Here is a 17,147-nt window from a genome sequence, read left to right as displayed (position 1 = left end):
TAATGTTTTGTGCTACTAAATGAGTGGGTATTATCACTTTGTGCTATTTAAACACTACGCACCGGCATAAAAATCCGGTGCGTAATTATCACCACACTAAATCAACTCGCAAACTGACGGAACAGGGCTTTGCCCTTTAGCAGCCGCGTGCCGAGCCAGCCTCCGCAGAGGGAAAGCAGCGCAGCGCCGCACAGAGGCAGAGTCAACCAAAGACGCCAGTCAGGCTCCCACGGGAAGTCGAACACCTTTGTCTGCAGCACCGCCAGCGCCGTCTCTGCGCCAATGGCGGCCACCAGACCGGCCACGAGCCCCAGCAGCGCAAACTCGCTCCAGAGCGTCATTCGCAGCAGCCGCTTACCGGCCCCCAGCGTGCGGTAAACCACCAGTTCCTGATGGCGCTGGCGCATGCCCACCTGCACCTGGGCCAGCAGCAACAGCACGCCGCAGATCGTCACCAGCACCACCATGACCTCCAGCGCGCGGCTCACCTGCTCCAGCACCTGCCCCACCTGTTTGAGGATCGCGCCGATATCCAGCAGGCTGACCGTCGGAAACTCCCGGTTGAGCTGGGTCAGCATGCCGTTGCCGTTTTCCCAGCGGAAGCTGGTCAGCCAGCTCTGTGGCTGCCCGTCCAGCGCCCCCGGCGGGAAGATAAAGAAGAAGTTGGGCCGCAGGCTTTCCCAGTCCACTTTACGCAGGCTGGTGACTTTCGCGGTGAAATCCTGGGTATCGCCGGTGAAGGTCACGCTGTCTCCCAGCTTCACGTTCAGCCGCGTCGCCAGCCCCTCCTCCATCGACACCTCTCCCGCTTTTGGCGGCCAGGTGCCGGCGGTTATCGGGTTGTGATCAGGGCGTTTATCCTGCCATGTCAGATTCAGCTCGCGGTTCAGCGACTCGTCCTTGTTCCCCTCCGTTGGCTGGCCGTTGATCTGCGTCAGACGCGCGCGAACGATGGGATAGAACGATTCGGGGATGATGTGATGCTCCGACAGGAAGCCCTTCAGCGGCGTAACCTGCTCAGGGGCGATATTGATCAGGAAATAGTTCGGGCTTTCCGGTGGAAGCTGCTGCTGCCAGCGGTCGAGCAGATCGCCGCGCAGCACCAGCAGCAGCGCCAGCAGCATAAACGACAGCGAGAACGCCGACAGCTGGCTGAGCGTAGACCAGGGCTGGTGCAGCAGACGGTTGACCGCCAGGCGCACGGGCAGGGATTTTACCGTCACCCTTTTCAGTAGGTTGAGCAGTATCCAGCCCAGCACGCCGCACAGCAGCGCCAGCACAACCGCCCCGGCCAGCACCGCCCACAGCAGCGTGCTGCCGCCCATCAGCCACGCCAGCAGCCCCACCGCCACCGCAATAATCACCGGAAGGTAGAACTTCAGCGGCCAGACGTTCGCCACCACATCGTTGCGAAGCACGCGCAGCGGCTGCGTGGCGAGCAGCAGGCGGTAGGGCCGAAGCCCCACCAGCACCGAGATCACCGTCATCGCGCCCATCGCCCACAGCCACGGCCAGAGGCTGGCCGGCGGCAAGGCGGCCGGGAGCACCGGTTTCAGCATCACCATCAGCAGTTTTTCAAACAGCAGCCCCATTATTCCGCCGGTCAGCGCCGACAGGACCAGCAGCATCAGCCACTGGCCGACAATCAGCTTGCGCAGCTGCGCCCGGCCCGCCCGAGGGTTTTGAGGATCGCCACCAGGTCGTAGCGGCTGCGGCAGTAGTGCCCCATCGCCACGGCCACCGCCGCCACCGCCAGCAGCAGGGTCAACAGGGCCGACAGCAGCAGGAACTGCTGAGAGCGCTCCAGAGATTTACCGAGCGCCCCCTCGTCCTGCTCCAGCCCGTACCAGCGGTGTTCCGGTTTGAGCTGCGGCAGAAGCCATTTTTCATACGCGGCAAGCTGGGCGGGCGTGCCGCCAAACTTATAGCGCCAGGTGACGCGGCTGCCCGGCTGTACCGCATGGGTGGCCGCGACATCCGCGGTGTTCATCAGCAGACGCGGCGCAAGCTGGAACGGGTTAAATCCGCCGTCGGGCTCCTGCACCACTTCCCCGGCGATTTTCAGCGTGGCGTCGCCGACGTCGATACTGTCGCCGGGTTTGAGGTTCAGCAGCGCCATCAGACGCGATGCCAGCAGCACCGTACCGGGCGTCGGCTTTAACCCCGGCGGACTGGTCTGTAAGTCACCGTACATCGGGTAGATATCATCGACGGCCTTGACGCTCGCCAACTGCGGCATGTCGCCCGCGAAGGTCATGGTCTGGAAGGTGAGCTGCTCTCCCACCTTCAGCCCTTCTTTGCGCGCTGCTTCAATCCAGCCCGGCGGCACGGGGCGGGAGCTTTCCAGCGCCCTGTCCCCCGCCATAAACTCCCGGCTCTGCTGGCTAAGCCCTTTTTCCATGCGGTCGCTGACGCTGCCGAGCGCCAGCACGCAGGCCACCGCCAGGCTGAGCGCCAGCCAGACAATCAGCAGCGAGGGCGACCGCCACTCGCGCCAGAACCAGCGGGTAATCATGCTTCCTCCTGCAGAACACCGTTCACCAGCCGCAGGCGACGGTCGCAGCGCGCCGCGAGCTGCGGATCGTGGGTGACGAGGATCAACGTGGTGCCGTGCTCGCGGTTGAGCGAAAACAGCAGGTCGGCAATCCTGTCGCCGGTTTTACGGTCAAGGTTGCCGGTAGGCTCATCGGCAAACAGCACCTCAGGGCGGCCGTTAAACGCGCGGGCCAGCGCCACGCGCTGCTGCTCACCGCCGGAAAGCTGGGCGGGAAGATGGTCGAGACGTTTCCCCAGACCGAGCTGTTCCAGCAGCGCTTTCGCATGCGCGCGGCTTTCACGGCTGTTTTCACCGCGCAACAGCGCCGGAAGCTCGACGTTTTCCAGGGCGTTCAGGGTTGGGATCAGCATAAAGGACTGAAAGACAAAACCAACGTGACGCGCGCGCAGCGCGGCCCGCGCCTCTTCATCAAGCTGATGCAGCGGCTGCCCGACAAGGTGGACCTCGCCGCTGCTGCCGTCGTCCAGACCGGCTAAAATCGCCAGCAGCGTGGACTTACCGGAACCGGATTCGCCAATCAGCGCGATGGTTTCAGCGCGTTTGACAACGAGTTCAACTCCGGTAAGGATGGAAAGCTCGTGTTCCCCCTGACCGACGGACTTCTTAAGATGATGAACTTCAACACTGTTTTCCGCTGGCATTTGCCCTTCCTGTTTTTGATTTTGATGACCTTCCGCGCGGCGGCAGCGGACACGTTACTGGTTCTCGGCGACAGCCTGAGCGCAGGCTATCGCATGGCGGCTGGCGCGGCCTGGCCCGCTCTGCTCAATGACAAATGGCAGAGCAAAACGCCTGTAATCAACGCCAGCATCAGCGGCGACACCTCACAGCAAGGTTTAACGCGCCTGCCTGCGCTGCTCAAACAGCATCAGCCGCGCTGGGTGCTGGTTGAGCTCGGCGGTAATGATGGCCTGCGCGGTTTCCAGCCACAGCAAACGGAGGATACGCTGCGCACCATTTTGCAGGAGATCAAGGCGGCAAACGCCCAGCCGCTGCTGATGCAAATTCGCCTGCCCGCCAACTACGGTCGTCGGTATAATGAGGCCTTTAGCGCGATCTACCCCAAGCTTGCCAAAGAGTTTGATATTCCGCTGCTGCCATTTTTCATGGAAGAGGTCTATCTCAAACCCCAGTGGATGCAAGACGACGGGATCCACCCCAATCGCGATGCGCAGCCGTTTATTGCCGACTGGATGGCAACGCGGCTGGCTCCTTTAGTTAAACATGACTCCTGATTAAGCGGAGATCCTGACAGGTAAAGTTATGCAAAAATCGGTCTTAATTACAGGATGTTCCAGTGGAATCGGTCTGGAAAGCGCGCTCGAATTGAAGCGCCAGGGGTTTCGGGTTCTGGCGGCCTGTCGCAAACCCGACGATGTCGAACGCATGAACGGGCTGGGCTTTACCGGCGTGCTGCTGGATATGGACTCGCCGGAGAGCGTTGACCGCGCCGCCGATGAGGTGATCGCCCTGACCGGTAATCGTCTTTACGGCCTGTTTAATAATGCCGGTTACGGCGTGTATGGCCCGCTGGATACCCTCTCCCGCGAAACGCTGGAGAAGCAGTTTTCGACCAACTTTTTCGGCGTACATCAGCTCACCATGCGTCTGCTCCCCGCGATGCTGCCGCACGGTGAAGGGCGCATCGTGATGACGTCGTCGGTGATGGGGCTGATTTCCACCCCGGGCCGCGGTGCCTACGCCGCCAGTAAATATGCGCTGGAGGCCTGGTCCGACGCCCTGCGCATGGAGCTACGCCACAGCGGCATTAAGGTCAGCCTGATTGAACCTGGCCCGATCCGCACCCGCTTTACCGAAAACGTTAACCAGACGCAGGCGGATAAACCGGTTGAGAACCCCGGCATCGCCGCACGTTTTACCCTCGGGCCCGAGGCGGTGGTGGCCAAAGTGCGCCATGCTTTTGAGAGTGAACATCCCAAAATGCGCTATCCGGTGACGCTGGTCACCCATGCCGTCGGCTGGTTAAAACGCCTGCTGCCGGGCCGGATAATGGACAAAATTTTACACGGTTGAGTTGAAGCGACGACGCGCATCCCCATGTAAAGAACAAACCGACAAAAGAGAAAGCCGCATGTCCGTACAGAATATCGTCAATATCACAGAAGCTAACCTGCAACAGACTCTTGAACAGTCGATGACCAAACCGGTCCTGTTCTACTTCTGGTCTGAACGTAGCCAACACTGTCTGCAGCTGACGCCGGTGCTGGAAAGCCTTGCCGCCCAGTACAACGGTCAGTTCATTCTCGCAAAACTGGATTGTGACGCCGAGCCGATGGTCGCGTCTCAGTTTGGTCTGCGCGCCATTCCTACCGTCTATCTGTTCCAGAACGGCCAGCCTGTTGATGGCTTCCAGGGGCCGCAGCCGGAAGAGGCCATCCGCGCCCTGCTGGATAAGGTGCTGCCGCGCGAAGAAGAGCTGAAAGCGCAGGAAGGCATGGCGCTGATGCAGGAAGGTAAATACGACGAGGCGCTGCCGCTGCTGAAAGAGGCGTGGCAGCTGTCAAAACAGAACAGCCAGATTGGCCTGCTGCTGGCGGAGACGCAGATTGCCCTGCACCGCTCAGAAGACGCGGAGGCCGTACTCAAGACGGTTCCGCTGCAGGATCAGGACACCCGCTATCAGGGGCTGGTTGCACAGATTGAGCTGCTGAAGCAGGCGGCGGATACCCCGGAAATTCAGCAGCTGCAGCAGCAGGTTGCCGACAACCCGGCGGACGCCGCGCTGGCAAGCCAGCTTGCGCTGCAGCTGCATCAGGTGGGGCGTAACGAAGAGGCGCTTGAGCTGCTCTTCAGCCATCTGCAAAAAGATTTAGCCGCCGCAGACGGTCAGGCGCGCAAGATGTTCCAGGAGATCCTGGCCGCGCTGGGCACCGGCGACGCGCTGGCGTCGAAGTATCGTCGTCAGCTTTACGCGCTGTTGTATTGATAAAAAAGCCCGGTGGCGGCTTCGCCTTACCGGGCCTACAAAGACGATGTTACCCCGTCTTTTTCAACTGCGTCACCACCAGCTGGTGGCGCGCGTTGTAGAACTTCCGATAGGTCAGGTAGCAGGCAATGATGGTCGACAGGCTTGCCGTGGAAAGCAGCATAAACGTCACCATGATCTGATACTTAATCGCTTTTACCGGATCGATACCGGCAAAAATCAGCCCCGACATCATGCCCGGCAGGCTCACCAGCCCCACCGTTTTGGCGGAATCTACCGTTGGAATCAGCGATGAACGAATGCTCTCGCGAATCAGCCGCGCCGAGGCCACTTTTGGCGTTGCCCCCAGGCTTAGTTTCTCCTGCAGCTGCTGCTGTTCGCTGCTGAAACGCTGGCCGAGGTTGTTATAACAGAGCCCAACGGCCACCATCGCGTTCCCCGCAATCATCCCGGAAATAGGGATGACCTGCATCGGCGTAAACTCAATCGAGCCGGAAAGTACCAGCACCGCCAGCGTGAGCGCCGTTCCGGTGGTAATCGCAATAAACGATGAGATAAACGCCTTATCAATGTATTTACTGCGCTTTTGCGCATTCCACGCCGCGTTAAAGCAGATAAACAGCACCATCAGCAGCGTCAGCACCGCGTGGTTAACGTTGAAGATATACTTCAGCACATAGCCGACGATGATGAGCTGAATCACCGCGCGGCAGATACTCCACACGATATCTTTTTCCAGCCCCAGCTTTTCCCGGTAGCTGACCACAATCGCAATCAGCACCAGCACCATCGAAAAGGCCAGCGATTCGTTCGTAATGTTATGCTCACCCACGGTTTGCCTCCTGCATTTTCCCGCCGTGCGGCTGGAGCGTGATTACGTCATCCGCATGGGTTATTTCGTTAGCGTCGTGCGTCACCCACAGCACGGCAATGTTCTGCTCCCGGGCGTAACGATGAATAATCTCGTTAACGTTGCGCTTGTTGACGTCATCGAGCGCGCTGGTGATTTCGTCCAGCAACAACACCTTCGGTAAAAACTGCAGGTTGCGGATCAGCGAGACCCGCTGCTTTTCGCCGCCCGACAGCGCGTTGATGGATTTGCTCAGCGTCTCCTGCGCCAGCCCAAAGCGGGCCAGATCGTGGATAAACTTTTCCGGCTCCGGCGTTTTATTGCGGATTTGCCACGGAAAAATCAGGTTGTCATAGACCGTATCGCCAAAAAGCACGGGCGTTTGCACGCAGTACGAGACCTGCTGGCGATAGCTTTCCGGGGAAAGCGAGGCGATATCCTCGCCTTCAAACAGAATGGCTCCTTCCGTCGGGCTGAGGAGTGACGCCACAATCTTCAGCAGCGTGCTTTTCCCACAGCCTGAGGGACCCGTGATTAATTTAAACTCGCCCGGCGACAGGCTAAACCCGACGTGCTGCAGGATCGTGTTTTCCCCGACTCGAAATCCGACATCCCTGAGCAGTAATACGTTTTTTTTATCGTTCATTGCGCTTCCGTTGACCGCTTTTTGTCATAACCGTCTGTAGCATAATCCTTTCGCCCGCGCAGCGCGAATAGCCTCACACTGAAGCAAGTGTTAAGCTTTTTGTTTGCAATTGTCACCACCATCACTACAGGAAGTATGCAGCATGGCACATATTTTTTATGAGTTTCCCTCCCTGAAGCCTGGTGTTCCTGATGTCGAAACATTAATGGACGTCATCAAATCGTCGGAACGCACGCGTTTTGTGATGGGTGAAGAGGTGGTGGACTTTGTTAAGAAGGCGCTCATCGTGAACACCACGATCGGCAGCTTCAAAAATTGCTATTTTGCCTTCGACAACGGGACACACTTCCTTGAATTTGACGGTGAAGGCAAATCAAAACGCTTCAATGAGGTGCCGGACTGGTTCGTCTCTCCGGCGGAATTTTCGCGCACCCAGTGGCTTATCAACCACAATCTTGCGGATGTGAAAGCCACACAGTTCATTGACGTCCTGATGTCCTACCCGCTGAAAGCGCGCCGCGCGCACTGCAATTTGCTTTTCGGACTGGAGCTGGAAAAGGTGAACGCGGTTCCGGCAGCGGCGTCAGCGGCAGGTAAAATCGGCAATAAAAACGGTAAAACCACCAAGCCCCGCGTCACCGATCTGGGCTCGTTCGAGCTGTTCAGCCAGTTCTTTGCGCGCATGAAAACCGCTGTGCAGGCCGATGAGTTCCCTACTCTGCAGATCCTGACGGGCATGGATAACCTGGCAAAAGCGCCGCATAATTTAAAGCAGGGCATCAGAACCTGGTTTAAAGCCATCGCGGGCGACCTTCCACCGAATAACAAACGCGTTGAGGCGGGAAATGCCGTTCTGTTCTGCGCCCCCCTTCGCGAACAGATCCAGCGTATCGAAGCGCGTGGGCTGGAGCATTACTACCAGGGATTATCCAAAGCCATTGCCGAAGCGGGTGATGGCTTCATCTCTGACTTTACCTATACTTACGAGCAATAAATACACACTTTCACTCATCACGGCATGCAAAACAGGAGGTTTTTATGCTTATCGTTGTTCCCGTCCTTATTTTCGTTGCGCTGGTTATCGTGGGCGCTGGCGTCAAAATTGTCCCTCAGGGTTATCAGTGGACCGTCGAGCGTTTCGGCCGTTACACCAACACGCTCCAACCCGGCTTAAGCCTGATTGTCCCGTTCATGGACAGGATAGGCCGCAAGATCAACATGATGGAGCAGGTTCTGGACATTCCGTCCCAGGAAGTGATCTCCAAGGATAACGCCAACGTCACCATCGACGCCGTGTGCTTTATTCAGGTGATTGATGCGCCAAAAGCGGCCTATGAGGTCAGCAACCTGGAGCTGGCGATCGTCAACCTGACGATGACCAACATCCGTACCGTACTCGGCTCGATGGAGCTGGACGAGATGCTTTCCCAGCGCGACAGCATTAACACCCGCCTGCTGCACATTGTCGATGAGGCCACCAACCCGTGGGGGATCAAAGTTACCCGCATCGAGATCCGCGACGTGCGCCCGCCGGCGGAGCTGATTGCCTCCATGAACGCCCAGATGAAAGCCGAGCGAACCAAGCGCGCCTACATTCTGGAAGCCGAAGGGGTACGCCAGGCGGAGATCCTCAAAGCGGAAGGGGAAAAACAGTCGCAGATCCTGAAAGCGGAAGGCGACCGTCAGTCCGCGTTCTTACAGGCGGAAGCGCGTGAACGTTCCGCCGAAGCGGAAGCCCGCGCGACCCAGATGGTGTCCGAGGCAATTGCCGCCGGTGATATTCAGGCCGTGAACTACTTCGTTGCGCAAAAATATACCGACGCGCTGAAAGAGATCGGCTCGGCGAACAACAGCAAAGTGGTGATGATGCCGCTGGATGCCAGCAGCCTGATGGGCTCTATCGCGGGGATCGCCGAACTGATTAAGGACAGCGGAAACGAGCGTAAAAAATGATTGAGCTCATCGTTGCACATCCTCATGCCTTCTGGCTAAGTCTCGGTGGCTTATTGCTGGCAGCGGAGATGCTGGGCGGCAACGGCTACCTGCTCTGGAGCGGTGTGGCCGCCGTCATTACCGGTCTTCTGGTCTGGATCCTTCCCCTGGACTGGGCGTGGCAGGGGGCGCTGTTTGCCGCGCTGACGCTGGTGGCCGCCTGGCTGTGGTGGCGCTGGCTTAACCGGCGGGTTAACGAGCAGAAACCGGTGGACGCCCACCTTAACCAGCGCGGACAGCAGATTGTCGGCAAGCGTTTTACCCTCGACACCGCGCTGGTGAACGGACGCGGGCACATGCGCGTAGGCGACAGCTCGTGGCCGGTGGTGGCCGACGATGACCTCAGCGCCGGCACGCGGGTTGAAGTCATTGCGGTGGAAGGTATTACCCTGCGGGTAAAAGCCTGTTAAGCGTGGGTTTTGCGGTGGCAGCAGCCGGCAAGATTATCAATAATCGGGCAGTCGGCGCTGTCATCCCCCGGACAGGAGTCCGCGAGCTGCAGCAGCTGTTCACGCATCGCCTGCAGTTCGACGATGTGGCGTTCAATTTCGGCCACCTTTTCCAGGGTGCGTTTTTTCACGTCGGCGCTGTGACGCTTAGGATCGTTGAACAGGTTAACCAGCTCGCCGCACTCTTCCAGATTAAACCCGACCTGTCTTGCCTGGCGCAGCAGCGTCAGCTCATCCAGATGCAGCTGCGTGTAGCTGCGGTAGCCGTTTTCACTGCGCAGCGGCGGCGTTACCAGCCCCTTCTCTTCATAAAAGCGGATCGCCTTGCTGGTTAAGCCGGTTTTTTTTGCCACGTCACTGATATTCACATTTCCCCCTTGACCTTCCCCTTGATGGAAGGTTTAACCTTCATAACAGTTAGCGAAAAGCGTTACTCCGGTCAACAACTGACCAATATATTATACGGGAGTTTTGTTATGTCTCACACTATCGACCTGACGCTGGACGGCCTCTCCTGCGGCCACTGCGTCAAACGCGTTAAAGAAAGCCTGGAACAGCGTCCTGACGTTGAAAGCGCTGAAGTGACTATCGACCATGCCGCCGTGACCGGCAGCGCCAGCGCGGACGCGCTGATTGATACCATTAAACAGGCCGGTTACGGGGCGGAGTTAAGCCACCCAAAGGCTAAACCGCTGGCAGAGTCATCATCCCCGTCGGAAGCACTGACAGCGGCCACTCCTGAGCTTCCGGCAGCGGATGATATTGATGACAGCCAACAGCTGCTGATCAACGGCATGAGCTGCGCCAGCTGCGTCTCCCGGGTACAAAACGCCCTGCAGGCGGTACCGGGCGTCGCGCAGGCACGGGTGAATCTTGCGGAGCGTACTGCGCTGGTGATGGGCAGCGCCTCCGCCGCAGAGTTAGTGCAGGCCGTTGAAAAAGCGGGCTACGGCGCGGAGGCCATCGAAGATGATGCCGAGCGCCGCGAGCGCCAGCAGGAAACGGCTATCGCCACCATGAAGCGCTTCCGCTGGCAGGCGATTGTCGCCCTGCTGGTGGGTATTCCGGTGATGGTGTGGGGCATGCTCGGCGACAACATGATGGTCACCGACGACAACCGCACCCTGTGGCTGGTGATTGGTCTGATTACCCTTGCGGTGATGGTGTTTGCAGGCGGGCATTTCTATACCAGCGCCTGGAAGAGCCTGAAAAACCGCACCGCGACGATGGATACGCTGGTCGCCCTCGGGACCGGCGCGGCGTGGCTCTATTCCATGAGCGTGAACGTCTGGCCCCAGTGGTTCCCGATGGAAGCGCGGCATCTCTATTATGAAGCGAGCGCGATGATTATCGGCCTGATCAACTTAGGCCATATGCTGGAAGCCCGCGCCCGTCAGCGTTCCTCGAAAGCGCTGGAACGATTGCTCGATTTAACCCCGCCGACGGCCCGCGTGGTCACGGACGAGGGGGAAAAGAGCGTCCCGCTGGCCGAGGTTCAGCCCGGCATGACGCTGCGTCTGACCACCGGCGACCGCGTTCCCGTTGACGGTAAGATAAGCCAGGGCGAAGCCTGGCTGGATGAAGCGATGCTGACCGGGGAGCCTATTCCCCAGCAGAAATCCGATGGCGACGCCGTGCATGCCGGTACGGTGGTGCAGGACGGCAGCGTGCTGTTCACCGCCAGTGCCGTCGGCAGCCACACCACGCTGTCGCGTATTATCCGCATGGTGCGCCAGGCGCAGAGCAGCAAGCCGGAGATTGGCCAGCTTGCTGACAAAATCTCGGCCATTTTTGTGCCGGTGGTGGTCGGCATTGCCCTGCTAAGCGCGGCGATCTGGTACTTCTTCGGCCCCGCGCCGCAGATTGTGTATACCCTGGTGATCGCTACCACGGTGCTGATCATCGCCTGTCCTTGCGCCCTTGGCCTGGCGACGCCGATGTCGATTATCTCCGGCGTAGGGCGCGCGGCCGAATTTGGCGTACTGGTACGGGACGCGGACGCGCTGCAGCGGGCCAGCACGCTCGACACGCTGGTGTTTGATAAAACCGGCACGCTGACGGAAGGTAAACCGCAGGTGGTCGCCGTCACGACCGCAGGCATTGCCGAAGAGGAGGCGCTACGTCTCGCCGCCGCGCTGGAGCAAGGCTCAAGCCATCCGCTGGCGCGCGCTATTCTCGATAAAGCCAATGCGTCTGCCCTGCCGCAGGTGAGCAACTTCCGCACCCTGCGCGGGCTCGGCGTGAGCGGTGAGGCAGAAGGCCATGCGCTGCTGCTGGGCAACCAGGCGCTGCTCAATGAAAACGGTATTGATACCGCTGCGCTGGAAAACGAGCTGAAGGCGCAGGCGTCTCAGGGCGCTACCCCGGTTCTGCTGGCGGTGGACGGCAAAGCCGCCGCGCTGCTGGCCGTGCGCGATCCGCTTCGCCAGGACAGCGTGGACGCCTTACAGCGCCTGCACCGTGCGGGCTATCGTCTGGTGATGTTAACCGGGGATAACCCGACCACCGCCAACGCCATCGCGAAAGAAGCCGGTATTGATGAGGTGATTGCGGGCGTACTGCCGGACGGCAAAGCGGACGCCATTAAAAAACTGCAACGTCAGGGCCGTCAGGTGGCAATGGTCGGCGACGGCATCAACGATGCCCCGGCGCTGGCCCAGGCGGATGTGGGGATCGCGATGGGCGGCGGCAGCGACGTGGCCATCGAAACCGCGGCCATCACGCTGATGCGCCACAGCCTGATGGGCGTGGCCGATGCGCTGGCCATTTCGAAAGCCACGCTGCGCAACATGAAGCAGAACCTGCTGGGGGCGTTTATCTACAACTCGCTCGGTATCCCGATTGCTGCCGGCATTTTGTGGCCGCTGACCGGCACGCTGCTTAATCCGGTGGTCGCGGGCGCGGCGATGGCGCTCTCCTCCATCACCGTGGTCAGCAACGCCAACCGGCTGTTGCGGTTTAAACCGAAGGATTGAACCTTGTACCCGTACGCGCTAGCATGAACCTTTCCGTTTATGGAGCGCGTATGGGTCTGTTTCATCGTATAAAAACATCGTTTCGCGCCCTTTTCCCTCGCCGTTACGCCTGGCCCGGTCTGGATATCTCGCTTCCCGGCGGGCAACACCTGCACCTGGTCGGCAGCATCCATATGGGCACGCAGGGTATGTCTCCTCTGCCGCCCGGTCTGATAAAGCGCCTGAAGCGCGCCGACGCGCTGGTCGTCGAGGCGGACATCTCGGGCCATGAGTCACCGTTTGCCGGGCTTGAAAGCGATCTCCCGCTGGCGGAACGTCTGAATGAGGCCCAGCTCGCGGAACTGACGCGCGTCGCCGAGGAAACCGGCGTATCGCTCTCCATGATTGACACCCTGCCGCTGTGGCAAATCGCAATGGTATTACAGGCCACGCAGGCCCAGCGTCTGGGGCTGCGGGGTGATTACGGCATTGATTACCAGCTGCTGAACGTGGCGCGGGCGCGCCGTATGCCGATCATCGAACTGGAAGGTACGGACAGCCAGATTGCGCTCCTGCGAGAGCTTCCCGACGACGGTCTGATGCTGCTGGATGATACCCTCACCCACTGGCACACCAACGCACGCCTGCTGCAGACCATGATTGGCTGGTGGCTGGATGCACCGCCCGCGGACGGCAGGCTGGCGCTACCGTCGACGTTCAGTGAATCGCTGTATGATGTGCTGATGAATGCGCGTAACAAAGCCTGGCGAGAGACGCTGCATGCTCTGCCAGCGGGGGAATACGTGGTGGCGGTTGGGGCGTTACATTTATACGGCGAAGGGAATTTGCCGTCGTTGCTGAAATAAAAAAATGGCCAATATCTCTATTGGCCCGTCAAAGAGGAATTTCATCGTTTTTATTATACCGAAGTGACCTTCGGCTGAGCCGATTGTCGCTCAAAGTGACCATCACTGCCAACACTATTGCGCAAGATGGTGCTATTTTTTAGACAAACGTCAGGCGTATGCTGGCTGCATGAATTGTCTGTCGTAAGAAGGATAGCTATGACTCCCGCCGTTAAATTACTCGAAAAAAACAACATTTCTTTCCGGATCCACACCTACGATCACGATCCGAATGAAACCAACTTTGGTGATGAAGTGGTGCGTAAGCTGGGGCTGAACGCGGACCAGGTCTATAAAACGCTGCTGGTGGCGGTGAATGGCGATATGAAGCATCTCGCCGTGGCGGTGACTCCCGTGGCGGGACAGCTGGATCTGAAGAAGGTCGCCAAAGCGCTGGGGGCGAAGAAGGTGGATATGGCGGATCCGATGGTGGCGCAGCGCACCACAGGCTACCTGGTGGGCGGCATCAGCCCGCTCGGGCAGAAAAAACGCCTGCCGACGCTGATCGATGCCCCTTCACAGGAATTTGAGACCATCTATATTTCCGGCGGCAAGCGCGGGCTGGATATTGAGCTGGCCGCGGGCGACCTGGCGAAAATGCTGGACGCGAAGTTTGCGGATATTGCGCGCAGGGAGTAAAAAAAGCCGGGTGGCGGCTACGCCTTACCCGGCCTACATTTTGCACCCGTAGGCCCGGTAAGCGCAGCGCCACCGGGCAACACAACCGCACTACTGCCAGCTCACCTCGCCTTTCGGCTCATACGCATTCACGTCAATCGGCGAATTCTGCTCGATATACTGCTTCAGCACTTCTGCATCGATAAAGCCGGTGTTCACGTAGCCCGGTTTATTATCAATATGCGGATAGCCGTCGCCGCCGGTAGCGTTAAAGCTTAACGTCGCCAGACGGTAGGTTTTCGCCGGGTCAACCGGTTCGCCTTTGATCTTCAGGTCGTTAAGCTTGCCGTCTTTCGCTACGAAGCTCACGTTGGCAAACTGCGGATAGGCCCCGGAATCCGGCTTCATCTGCGCCACGGCGGTCAGGTACTCAACAACCTCTTTCCCGCTCATGTCGGCATAAATCACCACGTTACCGAACGGCTGCACCTTCAGGACGTCTTTATAGGTGATGTTTCCGCCTTCGATGGAATCACGAATGCCGCCGCCGCTCATCACGCCAAAATCAGCCCCGGTGCGCGCCATTTGCGCCGCCAGCACCAGGTGGCCCATGTTGGTCTGCACGAAGCGAACTTTGCTGCGGTCCCCCTCCAGACGTCCGTTCAGCGTGCCGATTTTCACGTCCAGCTGCGCCTTGCCTTTGTTCTGGAACGGCGTCAGCAGGGAGAGCATCTGCTGGTTTTCTGGAATCTCTGGGGTGTAAAGTACGCGCTCGCTTTTCCCGTCCGGGTAGGTGACTTTCTTCTTCAGGTTGACCGGAATGAGCTGATAGTGCACCAGCTTCATCTCGCCGTTACGGAACTCGAAGTCCGCCCGGCCTACGTATTTCCCCCACTCGTGCGCCTGCACAATCCAGATACCGTTCTGACGATCTGGCGCACACGGCGTGCCCGGCACGTAGTCCACCTGCTTTTTATTCTCGGACGCCATGCAGACCGGATCCTGTGAGTGACCACCCACAATCATCGCCAGCGAGCCCGCCGGCAGGCTGCGCGCCATCTCCACGTCGCCCGGCGCATTGGAGCCGTGCTCACCGTTGTCGTAGTGCCCCATGTGGGTGGTGGCGATAATCACGTCCGGCTTTTCGTTTTGCTGCAGCTCCTGAATCACCAGCTTCGCTTCGTCTGCCGGTTTGCGGAATTCGATATCGGTGAAGAACTCTGGGTTGCCAATTTTCGCCGTGTCGTCGGTGGTTAGGCCGATGACCGCGATCTTCAGATCCTGACGCTTAAACAGCGCCCACGGCTTGAACAGGCGCTCGCCGGTGCTTTTCTGGTAAATGTTGGCGGAGAGGAACGGGAATTTGGCCCACTTCTCCTGCTGACGCAGGACGCTCAGCGGATTATCAAACTCATGGTTACCGACGGCCATCGCGTCGTAGCCAATCAGGTTCATGCCGCGAAAGTCGGGCTCGGCGTCCTGTAAATCGGATTCCGGCACGCCGGTATTGATATCGCCTCCCGACAGCAGCAGCACGCTGCCGCCCTGGGCCGCCACCTCTTTACGTATTCCATCCACCAGCGTTTTTTGTGCCGACAGGCCATATTCGCCGTATTCACTGCGCCAGAAATGACCGTGGTGATCGTTGGTATGCAGAATGGTGATTTTATAGGTTTTGTCTTTTTCATACGCCTGCACGGGCAGGCTTACCAGCCCCCACGCCGCGATGAGCGCCAGCGCGACGCCCCGCTTCATTAACTTCATCTTCTCTCTCCCTGACCAATAGACAAAGGCAGAAATTACAGTGACTAATAAGAATAGACAAATAAGTTTTCAGAATTGCGACTTTCTTCAAATGTCCCAGGCGGGTATGTTAGTCGGATAATAATTACACCCTGCATCGCTAATAACTCAAGACGTGGTAACTCTCTCTATGGCAATCAGTGACTCAACCCAGCCTGTTCCGGGTGCGCCGACGTCGCGCACCTCCTTTAAAGTCTTAGGCGCAATCAGTCTCTCGCACCTGCTCAACGACATGATCCAGTCGTTGATTCTGGCTATTTATCCGCTGCTGCAGTCCGAGTTCTCACTCACCTTCGTGCAGATTGGGATGATCACCCTGACCTTCCAGCTGGCTTCCTCGCTGCTGCAGCCGGTGGTGGGCTACTGGACGGATAAATATCCTATGCCGTGGTCGCTACCCATCGGCATGTGCTTCACCCTAAGCGGGCTGGTGCTGCTGGCCATGGCGGGCAGCTTTGAGGCGGTACTGGTTGCCGCGGCGCTGGTGGGAACCGGTTCATCGGTGTTCCATCCGGAATCGTCCCGCGTGGCGCGCATGGCGTCCGGTGGTCGTCATGGCCTGGCGCAGTCACTTTTCCAGGTGGGCGGTAACTTTGGTAGCTCTCTCGGCCCGCTGCTGGCGGCAGTGATTATCGCCCCGTACGGCAAAGGCAACGTGGCCTGGTTTGTGCTGGCCGCGCTGCTGGCGATTATCGTGCTGGCGCAGATTAGCCGCTGGTATGCCGCACAGCATCGGGTGAATAAAGGAAAACCTAAAGCGAAGGTAATCAATCCCCTGCCGCGCAATAAGGTTATCCTCGCGGTTGCCGTCCTGCTGGTGCTGATTTTCTCGAAATACTTCTATATGGCGAGCATCAGCAGCTATTACACCTTTTATCTGATGCAAAAATTCGGATTATCGGTACAAAACGCGCAGATCCACCTGTTTGCTTTCCTGTTCGCGGTGGCCGCAGGGACGGTAATTGGCGGGCCGGTGGGCGATAAGATTGGCCGTAAATATGTCATTTGGGGCTCTATCCTCGGCGTAGCGCCTTTTACCCTCATTTTGCCGTACGCCAGCCTTGAATGGACGGGGATTTTGACCGTGATTATTGGTTTTATTCTCGCCTCCGCGTTTTCCGCCATTCTGGTTTATGCCCAGGAGCTGCTGCCCGGACGTATCGGTATGGTTTCCGGACTGTTTTTCGGTTTCGCCTTCGGCATGGGCGGGCTGGGTGCAGCGGTGTTAGGGATGGTTGCGGATCACACCAGCATCTTCCTGGTTTATAAAATCTGCGCTTTCCTGCCACTTCTTGGCATGTTGACCATATTCCTGCCTGATAACCGCCATAAAGCGTGAATTACGGGTAGCTAAAGTTATGCTTTAGCTACCTGATACCCTTATACCATAAGGGTTTCCTCTTCATCCCCGCGCTGAATTTATCAA

15 protein-coding genes and 1 pseudogene are annotated in these 17,147 nt (G+C 58.6%); 10 read left to right on the top strand and 6 right to left on the bottom strand.

Going from position 1 to position 17,147, the window contains the following annotated elements; all coding sequences use genetic code 11:
* Positions 1-101: 101 nt before the first annotated feature.
* Both ybbP and ybbA read right to left on the bottom strand, forming a co-directional pair.
* Positions 102-2,515, bottom strand: a pseudogene (ybbP, locus tag PI91_RS08055) (putative ABC transporter permease subunit YbbP).
* Positions 2,512-3,198: a putative ABC transporter ATP-binding protein YbbA gene (ybbA, locus tag PI91_RS08050; RefSeq protein ID WP_008499319.1), complete on the bottom strand. Its 687-nt coding sequence runs from the start codon at positions 3,196-3,198 to the stop codon at positions 2,512-2,514. The pseudogene ybbP and the gene ybbA overlap by 4 nt, the downstream one beginning before the upstream one ends.
* Between ybbA and tesA the strand changes: the two genes are divergently transcribed.
* Genes tesA through PI91_RS08035 form a run of 3 tightly spaced genes read left to right on the top strand, consistent with a single transcriptional unit; the run spans position 3,166 to position 5,504 of the window.
* Positions 3,166-3,792, top strand: coding sequence for a multifunctional acyl-CoA thioesterase I/protease I/lysophospholipase L1 (gene tesA, locus PI91_RS08045; protein WP_157841584.1), 627 nt, complete (start codon positions 3,166-3,168; stop codon positions 3,790-3,792). The genes ybbA and tesA overlap by 33 nt on opposite strands.
* Before the next feature lie 28 nt (positions 3,793-3,820).
* Positions 3,821-4,591 (top strand): SDR family oxidoreductase, encoded by a 771-nt coding sequence (locus PI91_RS08040; RefSeq protein ID WP_008499317.1) that lies wholly within the window; start codon positions 3,821-3,823, stop codon positions 4,589-4,591.
* A 58-nt stretch (positions 4,592-4,649) separates the two neighbouring features.
* Entirely contained in the window at positions 4,650-5,504 is an 855-nt protein-coding gene (locus tag PI91_RS08035; protein WP_023293125.1) for a co-chaperone YbbN, read from the top strand.
* Positions 5,505-5,553: 49 nt separating this feature from the next.
* On the opposite strand, the gene fetB is transcribed toward PI91_RS08035, so the two are convergent.
* Both fetB and fetA read right to left on the bottom strand, forming a co-directional pair.
* Positions 5,554-6,336 carry an iron export ABC transporter permease subunit FetB gene (gene fetB / locus PI91_RS08030; RefSeq protein WP_039265869.1) on the bottom strand — a complete coding sequence of 261 codons (783 nt, stop codon included), beginning with the start codon at positions 6,334-6,336 and terminating at the stop codon, positions 5,554-5,556.
* Positions 6,329-7,000: an iron ABC transporter ATP-binding protein FetA gene (gene fetA, locus PI91_RS08025; protein WP_008499314.1), complete on the bottom strand. Its 672-nt coding sequence runs from the start codon at positions 6,998-7,000 to the stop codon at positions 6,329-6,331. The genes fetB and fetA overlap by 8 nt, the downstream gene beginning before the upstream one ends.
* A gap of 142 nt (positions 7,001-7,142) precedes the next feature.
* Between fetA and PI91_RS08020 the strand changes: the two genes are divergently transcribed.
* The 3 genes from PI91_RS08020 to PI91_RS08010 are packed head-to-tail and all read left to right on the top strand — an operon-like array spanning position 7,143 to position 9,402.
* On the top strand, positions 7,143-7,994 hold the full coding sequence (locus PI91_RS08020; protein WP_039265867.1) for a hypothetical protein: 852 nt from the start codon (positions 7,143-7,145) through the stop codon (positions 7,992-7,994).
* A 44-nt stretch (positions 7,995-8,038) separates the two neighbouring features.
* Positions 8,039-8,953: an SPFH domain-containing protein gene (locus PI91_RS08015; RefSeq protein ID WP_008499312.1), complete on the top strand. Its 915-nt coding sequence runs from the start codon at positions 8,039-8,041 to the stop codon at positions 8,951-8,953.
* Entirely contained in the window at positions 8,950-9,402 is a 453-nt protein-coding gene (locus PI91_RS08010; RefSeq protein WP_008499311.1) for an NfeD family protein, read from the top strand. The genes PI91_RS08015 and PI91_RS08010 overlap by 4 nt, the downstream gene beginning before the upstream one ends.
* Here PI91_RS08010 and cueR read toward each other — a convergent pair.
* Positions 9,399-9,809: a Cu(I)-responsive transcriptional regulator gene (gene cueR / locus PI91_RS08005; protein WP_021241620.1), complete on the bottom strand. Its 411-nt coding sequence runs from the start codon at positions 9,807-9,809 to the stop codon at positions 9,399-9,401. The two genes, PI91_RS08010 and cueR, sit on opposite strands and share 4 nt — an antisense overlap.
* Before the next feature lie 108 nt (positions 9,810-9,917).
* On the opposite strand from cueR, the gene copA reads away from it, so the two are divergent.
* The 3 genes from copA to ybaK all read left to right on the top strand — a co-directional run bounded on the left by copA (position 9,918) and on the right by ybaK (position 13,939).
* The gene (gene copA, locus PI91_RS08000) at positions 9,918-12,416 is read left to right on the top strand and encodes a copper-exporting P-type ATPase CopA (RefSeq protein ID WP_039265865.1); all 2,499 of its coding nucleotides are present in this window, start codon (positions 9,918-9,920) and stop codon (positions 12,414-12,416) included.
* 50 nt (positions 12,417-12,466) lie between these two features.
* The gene (locus tag PI91_RS07995; RefSeq protein WP_023293131.1) at positions 12,467-13,261 is read left to right on the top strand and encodes a TraB/GumN family protein; all 795 of its coding nucleotides are present in this window, start codon (positions 12,467-12,469) and stop codon (positions 13,259-13,261) included.
* A gap of 198 nt (positions 13,262-13,459) precedes the next feature.
* A complete protein-coding gene (ybaK, locus tag PI91_RS07990) occupies positions 13,460-13,939 on the top strand; it encodes a Cys-tRNA(Pro)/Cys-tRNA(Cys) deacylase YbaK (protein WP_008499307.1) in 480 nt (159 codons plus the stop codon).
* Positions 13,940-14,029: 90 nt separating this feature from the next.
* Here ybaK and ushA read toward each other — a convergent pair whose 3' ends face one another.
* Complete coding sequence (gene ushA, locus PI91_RS07985) at positions 14,030-15,682, bottom strand: bifunctional UDP-sugar hydrolase/5'-nucleotidase UshA (protein ID WP_039265864.1); 1,653 nt, start codon at positions 15,680-15,682, stop codon at positions 14,030-14,032.
* A 169-nt stretch (positions 15,683-15,851) separates the two neighbouring features.
* Between ushA and PI91_RS07980 the strand changes: the two genes are divergently transcribed.
* Positions 15,852-17,060: an MFS transporter gene (locus PI91_RS07980; protein WP_039265863.1), complete on the top strand. Its 1,209-nt coding sequence runs from the start codon at positions 15,852-15,854 to the stop codon at positions 17,058-17,060.
* The last annotated feature ends 87 nt before the right edge of the window (positions 17,061-17,147 follow it).

Origin of the sequence: Enterobacter sp. FB (assembly GCF_000805795.1) — a bacterium.
In the GTDB taxonomy this organism is placed as follows: domain Bacteria; phylum Pseudomonadota; class Gammaproteobacteria; order Enterobacterales; family Enterobacteriaceae; genus Enterobacter; species Enterobacter roggenkampii.
The sequence above is the reverse complement of the archived record's forward strand: the minus strand, read 5'-3'. Positions and strand labels throughout refer to the sequence as shown.

Excerpts from the sequence above, each read along its gene's own strand:
- tesA (WP_157841584.1), top strand. The coding sequence starts at position 3,166 with ATGATGAACTTCAACACTGTTTTCCGCTGGCATTTGCCCTTCCTGTTT.
- ybbA (WP_008499319.1), bottom strand. The coding sequence starts at position 3,198 with ATGCCAGCGGAAAACAGTGTTGAAGTTCATCATCTTAAGAAGTCCGTC.
- PI91_RS08040 (WP_008499317.1), top strand. The coding sequence starts at position 3,821 with ATGCAAAAATCGGTCTTAATTACAGGATGTTCCAGTGGAATCGGTCTG.
- PI91_RS08035 (WP_023293125.1), top strand. The coding sequence starts at position 4,650 with ATGTCCGTACAGAATATCGTCAATATCACAGAAGCTAACCTGCAACAG.
- fetA (WP_008499314.1), bottom strand. The coding sequence starts at position 7,000 with ATGAACGATAAAAAAAACGTATTACTGCTCAGGGATGTCGGATTTCGA.
- PI91_RS08020 (WP_039265867.1), top strand. The coding sequence starts at position 7,143 with ATGGCACATATTTTTTATGAGTTTCCCTCCCTGAAGCCTGGTGTTCCT.
- PI91_RS08015 (WP_008499312.1), top strand. The coding sequence starts at position 8,039 with ATGCTTATCGTTGTTCCCGTCCTTATTTTCGTTGCGCTGGTTATCGTG.
- PI91_RS08010 (WP_008499311.1), top strand. The coding sequence starts at position 8,950 with ATGATTGAGCTCATCGTTGCACATCCTCATGCCTTCTGGCTAAGTCTC.
- copA (WP_039265865.1), top strand. The coding sequence starts at position 9,918 with ATGTCTCACACTATCGACCTGACGCTGGACGGCCTCTCCTGCGGCCAC.
- PI91_RS07995 (WP_023293131.1), top strand. The coding sequence starts at position 12,467 with ATGGGTCTGTTTCATCGTATAAAAACATCGTTTCGCGCCCTTTTCCCT.
- ybaK (WP_008499307.1), top strand. The coding sequence starts at position 13,460 with ATGACTCCCGCCGTTAAATTACTCGAAAAAAACAACATTTCTTTCCGG.
- ushA (WP_039265864.1), bottom strand. The coding sequence starts at position 15,682 with ATGAAGTTAATGAAGCGGGGCGTCGCGCTGGCGCTCATCGCGGCGTGG.
- PI91_RS07980 (WP_039265863.1), top strand. The coding sequence starts at position 15,852 with ATGGCAATCAGTGACTCAACCCAGCCTGTTCCGGGTGCGCCGACGTCG.